Genomic DNA, 13636 nt, shown 5'->3' with positions numbered 1-13636 from the left:
ATTCAAAATTCGCCAGTAGGTTGAGCACGCAAAGGCCTGAACAGGCCCGACCGACACCTCTCCAATACTGTACGAATGAATACCGTCACCGAGAAAGTTAAAATAACCGGAACATCCGCTTCAAAATCAGTTTTTTTGACGCGCCCCCTAATCCTGACAGCCCTGCTTGTAACCATCTCGACGCTAACGAGGCTTGCGTTGATGATCAAGGCGGGTAAAGATGTGGATTACAATTTCATCAACCTTCTCGGCATGTTCGGCGTCGGCTTGTTCTACGATCTGGTCAACGCGTTGTATTTTGTCTTTCCACTGATGTTATTCGGCTCGATTACACCTGGCAGGCGGGCCGGGAAATGGGGCTTCAAAATCGCTGCGAACGCATTACTTTTCATTCTGGTATTCCTGCTTCTGCTCAACGCGGTCTCCGAGTGGATATTCTGGGATGAGTTCAATTCCCGGTTCAATTTCATTGCGGTCGACTATCTGGTTTACACGCAGGAGGTCATCGGGAATATTCGCCAGTCGTACCCGGTTGAAGCCATTATCTGCACGCTGGTGATATCCGCGGCATTGCTGACCTTGCTCGCCTCCCGGCTAACCAACCGGTTCGCTTTCCGCGTGATGCGATTTGGCAGGCGGTCGGCGATGTTGGCCGTCTATTTTGTTCTGGTTGCAGCAGCTTTCGCATTGGTCGATAACAAGGTCAGGCAATTCAGCGGCAATATCTACGTCAACGAACTGGCCGGCAACGGGATGTACGAGCTATTTGCCGCCTATCGTAACAACGAGCTCGACTACAACCAATTTTACCTGAAGTCAGATGAGAGGCAAGCATCATCCACCATACGCTCGCTGGTAGAAACGCCCGAAAGCCGCTTTGTGGACCGCAAGCTCTTCTCCATCGAAAGGGAAATTGTCAACCCCGGCAGGGAACTGCACAAAAACATTGTCCTGATCAGCGTCGAAAGCCTTAGCGCCGATTTCCTGGGCTGCTTCGGGAATACGCAGGGAATTACGCCCTTCCTCGATTCCCTCGCGGCCAGGAGCCTTCTTTTTACCAATCTTTACGCCACCGGTACGCGAACGGTCCGCGGCCTGGAAGCATTGTCGATATGCACCCCGCCCACCCCCGGCCAATCCATTGTGAGGCGGCCGCAGAACGAGGATCTGTTCTCGATGGGAAGCGTGCTGGCGGGGAAAGGATACCAGGCCCGCTTCATCTACGGCGGCTACGGTTACTTCGACAATATGGGTTATTTCTTCGGCCACAACAGCTACCGCGTAGTCGACCGGACGGCGCTTTCGAAAAAGGATATCGATTACGAAAACATCTGGGGCGTAGCCGACGAAAACCTGTTTGAATTAGCCAGCAGGGAAATCGGCGCGGCGACGGGGAGCGGAAAGCCCGTTTTCGCGCACATCATGACAACTTCCAATCATCGTCCCTACACCTATCCCGAAGGCAGGATCGATATCCCTTCGCACACCGGGCGGGAAGGCGCGGTGAAATACACCGATTTTGCAATCGGCCAGTTTATCCGCCACGCACAGGGCCAGTCCTGGTTCCGAAATACTTTATTCGTCATCGTGGCCGACCATTGCGCATCCAGCGCGGGAAAAACCGACCTGCCCGTTAACCGCTACAAAATCCCGTTGCTCGTCTACGCTCCAGGTTTCATCCGGCCGGGCGTCATGCCCAGGCTCATGAGCCAGATTGATGTCGGGCCGACTGTCCTGGGGCTTCTCAATTTTTCGTACCGCAGCAAGTTTTTCGGATATGATATCTTCAAGCTGCAACCCGGCCGGGAACGCGCCTTCGTGAGCACTTACCAAAGCCTCGGATACATTAAAAATGATTCTCTGATCATACTGAAACCCCAGAAAGTTGCCGCCACATTCACTCCTGACTTCAAAGACGGCTCCGCCCGCCCGACCGCACCAAACAAACACCTGGTTGAAGAGGCGGTGGCCTGGTATCAGGCGGCAAGCTTCCAGTTCAGGAACGGCCTCATGAAAAAATAACCATTACCTTCGTGTAATTCCACCGCCGCATTCGCTTATCCTTTATGAAGATCCTGATCGTCGAGGACGAACCCGAATTATCGCAAAGCATTGGGGCCTATCTGTCCTCGCAGGATTACCTGTGCGAGTACGCAGGCACCTGGGCGCAGGCCCGGGAGAAAGTGGAATTGTACCGGTACGACTGTATTCTGCTGGATCTGATGCTTCCCGGCGGTGACGGCATGGATATTCTCGAAACCCTTAAAAAACAGGGACAGCAGGACGGCGTCATTATCATTTCGGCCAAAGGCGATTATGAATACAAAATCAAGGGGTTACATGCCGGAGCGGACGATTACCTGGCCAAGCCTTTTCATTTGCCGGAGCTCGCCGCCCGCATTTACTCGGTGATCCGAAGAAGGAACTTTGACAACAACAACAGCGTCGTACAAAACGAGTTAAGGGTAGATCTGCTGAGCAAATCGGTCACAGTCCATGGCACGGCGGTCGTCCTGACAAAAAAAGAGCTCGATCTTTTGCTCTTTTTTATCGGGAACAAAAACCGGGTAATCGCCAAAAGTGCGTTGGCGGAGCATTTGTCGGGCGACATTGCCGATATGTTCGACAACCATGACTTTGTGTACGCGCATGTCAAGAACCTGAAAAGGAAGCTGAGCGAAGCCGGTTACGGCAATTACCTGAAAACAATCTACGGAACGGGTTACAAATGGGAAGGATGAAAAAACTGCTCGATCGGAGCCTGCGGCCCCTGGTGGTTTATGCGTTCGTGGTATTGGTCGTCAGCATTCCGGTTTATTTCCTGATCATCGACTGGATCTGGGAAAACGAGCTGGACAAGCACCACTATGCCATCCGTGAGAAGCTGGAAAAACGCCTTACGCACCTGAGCCTGCCCGACACCGCCGTGGATAATATGATCGCCGTACTCGACAAGGTCCAGCCGGGCTTTTCTTTCAGCCAGGCCGCCGCTCCCCGCCCCGACAGCCTTTATACCATTATCCGGTTCGACAGTTTCATGAACGACCGGGAGCAGTTCCGCTGCCTGCTCACAGACATCCGGGTCAACAACAAGCTGTACCGTGTGCTGGTGGAAACGAATATGGAAGAGATCGACGAGACGATCCTGGCCATTGCCGCCGTGACGATCTTTTTCAGTATGCTGCTCCTCGCCGGTTTCATTTATCTCAACCGTAAAACCGCCCTGCGCATCTGGCAGCCGTTTTACGACACGCTAAGTGCCCTGCATAATTTCCGCCTGGAAACGGGCAAGCCTGTGCCGCTACCCGCCTCGGATGTGACCGAATTTACCGATCTGAATGCCAGTCTCGACGCTCTGATGCAGGGCAGCCTGGCGTCGTACCGCCAACAGAAGGAATTTACCGAAAACGCCTCCCATGAATTGCAGACGCCGCTGGCGATCGTCAAGTCCCGGCTGGATATGCTCCTGCAAAGCCAGTCGCTGGATGCGGCGCAAATGCGGATCGTCGAGCAGGTTTACCAGGCGATCAACCGCGTATCCCGGATCAACAAAAACCTGCTCCTGCTGGCACGCATCGAGCATGCGCAATTCGAAGAAAAAGAGCACCTGGCGCTCGACCGGGTGTTTGCGGACGTGGCCGCGCAGTTTACCGACCGGTTTGAAAACAATGCATTGCATTACACCAGAGACATCGGGGCTTTCTCAGTGGAGGCCAACCCGGTGCTTGTCGAGATTTTGCTGACCAATCTGCTCGTCAATGCGGTGCGCTATACGCCCGCAGGCGGCAGCATTCAGGTGCATTTAGTGGAAGGCATGCTGACAATTTCCAATACCGGCACGGCGGCATTACAGGCCGGGAACCTTTTCAGGAGGTTCGCGCAGGCGTCGGGCGAGCATGCGGGCAGCGGGCTCGGGCTCGCGATCGCACGCGAGATCTGCGAGCGTTACGGCTGGCGGATCGGCTACCGTTTCGATGGCCGAATGCACCATTTCTCCCTGTACTTCTGAATTCGAAATTTCTTCCAAATCGGTTTTCATTTTTGCCGTCAGATAATCTGAACATGATCCTGAATGGCCATCAAGAAAATCCTGACCTTGCTTTGTTGCTTTTTTGCCATTCCCCAGCTCAGGGCGCAGGTGAGTAAAGTGACGCTTTCGGGGCAGGTTGTTTCCATAGCTGACGGACAGCCGGTTCCGTTCGTCAATATCATTCTCAAAACCGAAAAAGACAGCGCGTTTGTGACAGGCACGATCACGAACGAGCTGGGGCGGTTCAGCCTGCCGGATGTGAAGAGCGGCAACTACCGCATCGAATGCGCTTCGCTGGGTTTCAAGGCGTCGCGGAAAAACGTCACCGTAGGTACGTTGAGCCCTTTCCTCGACCTGGGCGAGTTCAGGATGGCCGATGATCCCCGGAACTTGCGGGAAGTGACGATCGCCGGCCGGCAGGCGGAAGGCGTGGACGACAAGCTCGACCGAAAGACATTCGAGATCGGCCGTAATGTAAGCCAGAGCGGCGGGTCGGTCTTGCAGGCGCTGAAAAACCTGCCGGGCATCACGGTGGGAGAAGACGGCAAGGTACTCCTGCGCGGGAGCGACAAAGTGGCGATCCTGGCAGACGGCCGCCAGACGGCACTTACCGGCTTCGGCAGCCAGACGAGCCTGGACAACATCCCCGCCTCGGCCATCGAGCGCATCGAGATCATCAATAATCCCTCGGCCCGCTACGATGCGAACGGTAATGCAGGGATTATCAATATCATTTACAAAAAGGAAAAACAGGAAGGCTTTAACGGAAAAATCGGAATGGCGGCCGGACTGGGTGCTTTGCGGGTAAGGAAAGAAAACCTGCCCGATATCCGTCCGCAATACCGCAACACGCTCAAACTGAATCCCTCGCTGGCGCTTAACTATAAGAAACGGAAGGTCAATGTTTTCTTTCAGGGCGATTACCTGCACACGCCTGCGCTGAACAAAAACGAGTTTGTGGACCGGTATTACGACAGCGGGGATACCGTAAGGCAACAAACCAAACGAAACCGCAATACCAATGTCGTAACCGCCAAAACCGGGGCCGACTGGACTTTCGACGAACGCAATGCCCTGTCGGTATCGGCGCTGTTCAGCAGCGAAAAGATACTCGATCGCGGCGACGAGCCCTTTTTCAATGCCAGCCTGACCCGCAGGAGCCGGTTATGGCAGTTTCTGGAAGACGAACTAAAAACGACAGTCACCGCCAGCGCTTCCTACCAGCACAAATATGCGCAGCCGGGACATTTACTGAATATCGGTTTGAATTACACTTTCCACCGCGAAAACGAGCAGTATTTTTTCACCAACATCATGCCCGATTTCACCGGTAAGGACGCGTTCAAGCTGCTTTCCGACGAACATGTATTCGACCTGAACGCCGACTATTTGCGTCCATTGCGATACGGGCGGCTGGAAGGCGGCATAAAACTGCGCAGGCGTTTTATACCCACGGATATGCAGTTTTTCCCGGGCCTGAACTCCCCCATCGACAGCCTCGCGGGCGGTTGGGCGGATTACAAGGAGACCATTCCGGCAGTGTATGGCAACTACGTCTTCGAAAACAGGCATTTCGAGCTGGAAGCGGGGCTGCGGGTGGAGTATATCGATCTCCGTTACGATGTCAATCCGACCCATCCTACCTATCACAGCGATGGTTATACCTACACAAAACCCTTTCCGAACGTTCGTTTCGCATTCAAAATAGACGACCGTAACAAGGTTTCGGTGTTTTACAACCGGCGCGTCGACCGGCCTAATGAGGTGGATATCCGCATTTTTCCCAAGTACGACGACGCGGAAATCATCAAGATAGGGAACCCGGCGCTTAAACCGCAATTTACCAGTTCCTGGGAGGCCGGCTATAAAACCGGCTGGAACAGCGGCTCGCTTTACGCCGCATTATACCGCAAGCAAATCAATGGCACGATTACCCGGATCGGCACGATAGTTCCCGGCAGCACTTTGATTTACAACGTATTCCAGAATGCGGGCAAAAGTTACAATGCCGGTGGCGAGCTGGTATGGCAACAAGAACTCGCGCCGTGGCTGTCGGTGAATATGAATGGGAATATTTATAAAAATACATTCAATGCATTCTCAGTCGAGAATTTATACCCTGTAAAATCCATTTACAGCGCTTCGAAACAGACCTTGATGTCGGGTAACGCCAAAATTGCCGTAATGGTGAAACGTTCCAAAACCGAAGTGCAGGTCGTGGCCGTTTACCAGGCCCCCGATATCGTTCCGCAGGGCAGGACCGGCCACCGGTTTTCGATAGACGCCGGCGCCAAACGGCAACTGCCCAAAGGCGAGCTCTTTGTGAACGCGACAGACCTTTTCGGCACACTGATAATCCGGAAAACGGTGTACGGCGACGGCTTCCATTACAAGAGCAGCGACTATTACGAGACCCAGCTGGTCCGGGCCGGATACAGTTTCAAATTTTGACCTCATTACCTTATGCGCCTCCTCATCTTCCTGCTAATCCCCGTATTATCTTTCGCCCGCCCACAAGTTCCTGCCGACAGCCTGCCGGTCCGCAAGCCGTTAACCCTACGGCAGTTTTACGCGCCTGCCTCGCTGATCGTCGGCGGACTGATCGCCAACGGGCATTCCGAAGAATCCATCAAGAACGAGCTTGCCGAAAGCAGGAACCGGCATATTCCCCGCTTCCGGACGCACATCGACGACTATGTGCAGTTCTCGCCATTGGTAGTCGCCTACGGCCTGGATGCATTCGGCATCAAATCTAAAACCGATGTATTCAACCGCACCGCGATCCTGGTCAAAGGCGAAGCCATGGCCCTGACCACCGCCACCATCCTCAAATCGGCAACCCATACCCTGCGCCCCGATGGCAGCTCGTATAACTCGTTCCCTTCCGGCCACACCACCCAGGTTTTTGCGGCGGCCACATTTCTGAATGAGGAATATAAAGACCGCTACCCCTGGATGCCGTATGCTTCGTACACGATAGCGTCGTCGGTGGGGCTGTTGCGGGTGGCCAACAACCGGCATTATATCAGCGATGTGCTCGTTGGGGCCGGGATCGGGTATTTGTCCATGAAAGTGGCCTACTGGACGCACCGGTATAAATGGGGCAATAAACATCCTGCATCGGGGCAACTTCTTTATTGATCCTCCCGTGCCGACGGTGGTCGAAAATGGCAAAGCACTCCGGCAGGCGATTTTTTGCCGGAGTGCTTCACGATTGGTCTGGTGCTATTTAAAGTAATTGTAAAACACTTCGCCGAGATTGTTCCCCAGCGAAATCCAGTCGGCCGCCAGAGGGGCTTTCTTTAACCCGGCGATCCATTCGTAATTCAGTTCATATACCGCTGCGTGAATCCCGAATCGTGCCATAAAACCCTCTCCCAGCGTGCCGGGATTGCGAAAACTGGGCTTGGTGGAGCCTTCGGTAAACCAGGTATGTTTGCGCAAAAGCATTTCCAGCTTTTCCATGCTCGACAGGTAAGCGCTGATATCGCCTTCCGGCCGGCTCACGTGCAGGTTGCCGCCGGCGTCGTTGTGAATGTCCAGGGCCAGGTCGGGCTTTTTATTCGCTCTGATCATCCGGTGCAGCCATTGTTCGAGGTAATAATTCTCCGGCGCGATGAGCGAGTCGGCGGGTTTGTCCCATTTGCGGTTCAGATCGTAGCCATTTGCATTGAAACGTGTTTTACCGCGCGCCACACCGTCCTTGTTGGCCATGGGAAGGATATACACGCAATAAGTTTTCAGGTACCGCCTGGCGTCCTCGTCGTTGCTGAGTAGTTTTTGCACCAGCCCTTCGACGGTCCAGTTTCCTCCTGCCTCGAACGCATGGGCGCGGGCGCGCAGGAAAAGCCGTTTGGGAGCATTTTCGTTGCCGATGCGTACGATTTCCAGCGACCGGCCTTCGGCTGTTTTGCCGATGGTGGTTACGCTGGCGTTTTTGCTCTGCCTGATCTTCGCCAGCATTCTATCGAGGTCGCTGATCCGGTAAGGCTCCACGCTGGCAATGTAGGCGTGGGGGGCTTCCATTTTGAATTTAATGAAAACACGGCGCCCCGGCAGCGGCACCACCGACCGGCTCTCCCATTTCCTGTTGTCGAAAGAAACCACGTACCGCGACTTTTCCGAAAGATCGCTCGCCAACATGCCGTTCCAGATGTTGTCAAAATTTTCGAGGATCAGGGTCACCTCCGTACCCACGGCGGCTTCTACCCTGAAATGGTAATGGTTCACCGCGCGATTCGGCGAAAAACGTTCGTGGTCGTACACCATGGAGCCGATCACCCGGCCCGCCGAGTCGATGCGCCAGTTCATCGGCGACGCATTCTCGAAGCCCGTGTTGATAAAAATCTTGGGCGTAGCGACCGTATCGGCCGAGGAATTTTCTGGTTCCGCAGCCCGGGCCGGAATAGCCAGCATGGCCGTGCAGATGACCAGTAGCAATGTTACGAATTTCATATAAAAAGGTTGGTTTAAGGTTACTTGATATAAATCCGAGCGAACTGAATCACATTCTGTTCCACGGCCGTTCAATTATTAAAAACTATATCCCGGATTCTGTTTAATACCGCTCGGATTAATGTCGATCTGCGTTTGTGGAATCGGGAAAACGGCATTGAATTCCTGCACGACAGGGCCTTTGAAATGCTCGTTCATAACCGCCACCGCCCGTCCCGTACGTACAAGGTCGAACCACCGGTGCCCTTCGAATGCCAGTTCAACCTGCCGCTCGTGTTCGATCGCCAGCGCAAACGCCGGTTTGGATAAACCTCCCGGCAACGCCGCCAGTTTTGCACGCTTTCTCACCGCGTTGACCGCATCGTAGGCCTCCGCCGTAGGACCGTTTACCGCATTCACCGCCTCGGCGTACATGAGCAGTACGTCGGCATAGCGCAATACCGGCCAGTTGTTGTCCGCGTCGCCATCCGCAAAGGGCGTGTCCTGGAATTTAAGCGTATAAGGGTCGGCAACGTATTTGCCAGTGACGTTGTCGGTATATCCCAGGGCCAGCGAAACGTTTTTCCGGTAGTCCCCCGGTTCATAGGCGGCGATCAGGTCGGCGGTGGGAAGGTTGCGCCCACCGGCGAAGCCGACCTTGATCACAGAACTGCCCGAGTTACGCGGTGCGAAATTATTGTAAAAGCTGCTTCCGGTCCCCGTTCCACCTTTTTTGAATTGTACTTCAAAAATGGATTCCTCGTGATTCGCATTAGCGACAGGCCAGAGCGCCGCGTAGTCGTCCAGCAACTTGTAGGTGCCCGGGTCGATCACCTCTTTCAGCTTGTCTTTGGCCTTGGCAAAATCACCGGTGGTGAGATAAACCTTCCCCAGCAATGCCTTTGCCGCTCCGCGTGTTGCCCGGCCGATGTCGTTGCCTGTGTAAGATACGGGGAGTTTCTGTTCCGCTTCCGCCAGGTCGGCGACGATCCGGGCATATACTTCCGCCTTCGGTACGCGGGGCTGGCTGTAACCTTCGTCCACGGAATTGGTTTCGGACAATACCAGCGGCACGTCCCCGAAAGTCCTGACAAGATTGAAATATTGCAACGCCCGCAGGAATTGCGCCTCGCCGGTGAGCCGCTGCCGGAGCGCGTCGTCCATTTGCGCGCCGCCAATATGATCGAGCACACTGTTGGCGGCGAGGATACCCCGGTAGGTATCCACCCACATCACGCGGATGATTTCATTGGTAGATGCCATTTTAAACTGGTCCAGCTCGGCGTCGGGCAGGTTACCGCCTCCTTCCCAGTTCATGGTGTTGTCCGATCGCACTTCGGCCACATTGTAATAGGCATACCCATATTCGCCGCTGTTGGCGAGCATTCCGTACGCCGCATTGATGGCCGCCTGCATGTCGGATGCATTCCTGTAAAAATTCTTCACATTGGTGGCGTCGATAGGCGCCAGATCGAGAAATCCCGAGCAGCCCGAGGCCAGCAGGCAAAGGAAGCCGAAAATAATGATATTGCGTTTCATGAGTTCGGGTTGGGTTAGAATGTCAGGTTCAGTCCAAGGGTAAACGTGCGGGCCAGCGGGTAACCGTTGAAATCGACGCCGGGCGTGAGCGCGCTGCTGCCGTTCAGGCTTTGCTCGGGGTTATAGCCGCGGTATGGTGTAAATGTGAAGGCGTTTTGTACCGAAAGCGTCACCGCCGCATTTTGCAGATATACCGACTTCGAAACGTTTTCAGGAAGGTTGTATCTCAAATTGATATTCCTGATCCTGAAAAACGAAGCATTTTCGACCAGCAAGCTCGATACGTAGCTCACATTACCGCCCGTCGGCGCCACATTCGCCCGCGGTGTGCGGCCGTCGCCCGGCTGCTGGGGAGACTGCCAGCGGCCCAGTACGTCTTTCCGGCTGTAACTGCCGTTCACCAGCCCGATATTCCGGCGGGAACCGTTCAAAAGCTGGATGCCCTGCACGCCGTCCCCCAATATGCTCAGGCTGAACGGGCCGTAGGAGAAATTATTGGTAATGCCGTAAAAGAAGTCGGGGCTGTTGTCGCCGATGATGGTCACGTCGCTCGGGGTAATGGTGCCGTCGCCGTCGATGTCCCGGAATTTCAGGTCGCCGGGACGCGATCCCGCATTGCCGGTCACCCTCGGGCTGTTGTCGACATCCTCCTGCGACTGGTAAACGCCGATCGCGTCGTATCCCCAGAAACTGCCGATCGGCGAGCCGATCCTGGTGATATGGGTGTTCGGGCTGAAAGAAGGGCTTTTAGAAATGATGGGGTTGCCGGATGGCCCCAGTTTCACCACTTTGTTTTTATTAAAGGAAATATTGAATGCGGTCGACCACTTGAATGCGCCGGTCAGGTTTTTGGAATTAATACTAAACTCCCAGCCGCGGTTATTGAGCTTGCCAATGTTCTGAAGGGCTGTTTCATAGCCGGTGGAAGCCGGCACGGGTACATTAAGCAGTAGGTCGGTGGTGTTTTTGTTATAAAAATCAATGGTAAAACTGAGCCGGTTGCGCAGCAATGCGAAATCGACACCGATATCGAATTGATGCATCATTTCCCAGCCAAGCTGCTCGTTGCTGATCGAACTCGGGTAAAGTCCGTAAACCAGCGAGCCGGTTCCGGCCCCGAAACTGTAACGGCGGTTGGAAAGCAAACCAATGTGGTTATAATTGCCGATCGTGTTGTTACCGGCCAATCCGTAACTGGCCCGCAGTTTCAGGTCGGTTACCGCGTTCTGCGATTTCATGAAACCTTCTTCCGAAATGTACCAGCCCGCTGAAACCGACGGGAACGTCCCCCATTTGTTCCGCGCGCCGAATCGGGACGACCCGTCGCGCCGCATGGTTGCCGAGAAAAGGTACTTGCCGGAATAGGTGTAATTCACACGCGCCAGCAACGACAGCAACGACCACTCCGACATGCCGGTACCACCGCCCGTCACCTGGCCCGCATTCAGCGTGGGCACCAGGTCGGTCGGGAAGTTGGTTGCATTCAGTGCCGCCGACTCGCCATGCGCCTTTTGTGCTGTGAAACCGGCCAGGAGGTCGAGTTCGTGCCTGGTACCGAGGACTTTTTTATAGCTGAGAATGTTTTCGTTGAGCCAGTTCAGATCACGTCCCGTCGACGCTATCGCTCTCGCCTGTACGGGCGCCGGAACGCCGTTCCAGCCCAGGTCGGACGGATAGTACGCATTTTCCCGGGCGTCGGAGTAGTCGAGGCCGAAAGAGGTCCGGAATTTAAGACCGTCAAGCAGCTTTATTTCGGCATACACATTACCCAATGTCCTGAATACCGTGCGTTTGTCCTTGATTTTGCTCGCAATGGCCACCGGATTGTCGATCACCCCGATGTTGTAAGGCGAAGGGCCGAGCAGTGTCGTAAACGAGCCGTCGGGATTGTAAACGGGCACGGTCGGTGGTAATGACAATGCGGAGCCGAGAATCCCTCCTGTAAACACCTGGTCCTCTACGGGCAGAATACGGCTCGTCGCAAACGAAGGCGACAGGTTTATTCCCACGCTTACATTTCTGGAAATATGGTGGTCGAGGTTCACCCGCGCCGAATACCGCTCGAAACCGGTTTTCATGACGATGCCGTCCTGTTTGAAATAGGCCCCTGACAGAAAAAATGTCGTTTTATCATTCCCTCCCGAAACCGACAGCTGGTGATTTTGAATAGCGGCCGTGCGGAAAACCTCGTCCTGCCAGTCGGTGCCTTTACCTAATGTCGCAGGGTTCATAAACATTTCCGGGATTTGCAGCGCCGCGGGCCGCACACTGTTGGGATCGCTGGCATTACCGCCCCGGTCGACCCACGCATTGTTGCGCGCCTCGGTATTGTATTCGGCGTATTCGCGTGCGTCGAGCATATCGATCTTGTTGGCTACCTGCTGAAAACCATAATAAGTATCCAGCTGCACGACCGACTTCCCCGATTTGCCGTGCTTGGTCGTCACCAGCACCACGCCATTGCTTCCGCGCGAGCCGTAGATAGCCGCAGCCGATGCGTCTTTGAGTATTTCGATGGATTCGATATCATTGGGATTGATGGACGAAAGCGGGTTGAAATTGCTGTTGAAATCGCCGGATACCGGGAATCCGTCAATCACGTACAGCGGTTCGTTCCCCGCCCCAATCGACCCCGTCCCGCGTACACGTACGGACACGCCCCCGCCGGGCGCACCCTTCGTCTGCGCCACATTCACCCCGGCGATTTGTCCGCCCAGGGCCTGGTCGAGGCTCGTTAATGGCTGGCTGGCCACATTTTTCATGGGTAACGAAGCTACCGAGCCGGTAATGCTGCTCTGTTTCTGTGTACCGTACCCGATCACCACCACGTCGTTCAGCGCTTTTGTGTCGACGGTCATCCCGAAGTTCAGCTCCATGTTGTTGCCAACGGGAATCTCGCGGTTTTTATACCCTACAAAACTCGCCACGATTACCAGTTCGCCCTGTCCCGCGAGCGACTCCGGTATGCTCAGGCGAAACTCGCCGTTGGCGTCGGTTGCCGTACCGGTTTGCGAGTTTTTGACTACGATGCTCACGCCGGGGAACGGGCTGCCGTTTTCGTCGGTCACACGGCCCCGGACGATGCGGTCGGTGCTTACGGGCAATGGATCGATGGCCCGCTGATTGAGCCGAATCGCGGGCTGCATCGGCGGGACCCGCGCTGGGATCGTGGTTTCCTGCGTGGGAGCTTTCACGGCCTTTTTCAAGACAATATTCCGTTGAAAAATTTTGTAAGACAACGGCATATCTCCGAAAACCGCCAGCAACAGCTCATCGATCGAAGCGTTTTTCAGCTTAACCGACACCCGCTTCGACGATGGCAGATCCAGCTCGTCGTACAGAAACGAGTAGCCTGTCTGTTTTTCAATATCCCGCATCGCTGTCTTCAGGGGCAGGTTCCTGGCATGAAAGGAAATCTTTTGACTGAACCCGTCCGCCACCACGTGGGAGAGGGTTACGATAAGCAAAAGCGCGATCCTGGTCATAGTCATTAAGGTTTGGGCAACAATATGCGCCCTGCAGCCCGCCGGAAGGCGGGGCAAAAGGTTAATTTTCATAACTTTGTTAAAGTTTAGGAATGACAAAAGACTTTTCAGAGAAGCTCGGTTACGCCTGAACTGCGGGGAAAATGTT

General features: G+C 54.6%; 8 protein-coding genes. 5 read left to right on the top strand and 3 right to left on the bottom strand.

The features are described from left to right. The first annotated feature begins 135 nt into the window (after positions 1-135). The 5 genes from ABV298_RS22235 to ABV298_RS22215 all read left to right on the top strand — a co-directional run bounded on the left by ABV298_RS22235 (position 136) and on the right by ABV298_RS22215 (position 7171). Positions 136-2022 carry a sulfatase-like hydrolase/transferase gene (locus ABV298_RS22235; protein WP_353718358.1) on the top strand — a complete coding sequence of 629 codons (1887 nt, stop codon included), beginning with the start codon at positions 136-138 and terminating at the stop codon, positions 2020-2022. A gap of 44 nt (positions 2023-2066) precedes the next feature. Then, positions 2067-2741: a response regulator transcription factor gene (locus ABV298_RS22230; protein WP_353718357.1), complete on the top strand. Its 675-nt coding sequence runs from the start codon at positions 2067-2069 to the stop codon at positions 2739-2741. Further along, positions 2738-4009 carry a HAMP domain-containing sensor histidine kinase gene (locus ABV298_RS22225; RefSeq protein WP_353718356.1) on the top strand — a complete coding sequence of 424 codons (1272 nt, stop codon included), beginning with the start codon at positions 2738-2740 and terminating at the stop codon, positions 4007-4009. The genes ABV298_RS22230 and ABV298_RS22225 overlap by 4 nt, the downstream gene beginning before the upstream one ends. A gap of 63 nt (positions 4010-4072) precedes the next feature. Further along, on the top strand, positions 4073-6481 hold the full coding sequence (locus tag ABV298_RS22220) for a TonB-dependent receptor (protein WP_353718355.1): 2409 nt from the start codon (positions 4073-4075) through the stop codon (positions 6479-6481). Between the two features lie 12 nt (positions 6482-6493). After that, the gene (locus tag ABV298_RS22215) at positions 6494-7171 is read left to right on the top strand and encodes a phosphatase PAP2 family protein (RefSeq protein ID WP_353718354.1); all 678 of its coding nucleotides are present in this window, start codon (positions 6494-6496) and stop codon (positions 7169-7171) included. Between the two features lie 84 nt (positions 7172-7255). Here ABV298_RS22215 and ABV298_RS22210 read toward each other — a convergent pair whose 3' ends face one another. From ABV298_RS22210 to ABV298_RS22200, 3 genes are all read right to left on the bottom strand, one after another. Beyond that, positions 7256-8485, bottom strand: a complete 1230-nt coding sequence (locus ABV298_RS22210; RefSeq protein WP_353718353.1) for a M14 family zinc carboxypeptidase — start codon at positions 8483-8485, stop codon at positions 7256-7258. Between the two features lie 78 nt (positions 8486-8563). Continuing rightward, positions 8564-10003 (bottom strand): RagB/SusD family nutrient uptake outer membrane protein, encoded by a 1440-nt coding sequence (locus tag ABV298_RS22205; RefSeq protein WP_353718352.1) that lies wholly within the window; start codon positions 10001-10003, stop codon positions 8564-8566. A gap of 14 nt (positions 10004-10017) precedes the next feature. Continuing rightward, entirely contained in the window at positions 10018-13488 is a 3471-nt protein-coding gene (locus ABV298_RS22200) for a TonB-dependent receptor (RefSeq protein ID WP_353718351.1), read from the bottom strand. Positions 13489-13636: the final 148 nt, after the last annotated feature.

It is taken from the genome of Dyadobacter sp. 676 (genome assembly GCF_040448675.1).
GTDB lineage: Bacteria > Bacteroidota > Bacteroidia > Cytophagales > Spirosomataceae > Dyadobacter.
The sequence above is the reverse complement of the archived record's forward strand: the minus strand, read 5'-3'. Positions and strand labels throughout refer to the sequence as shown.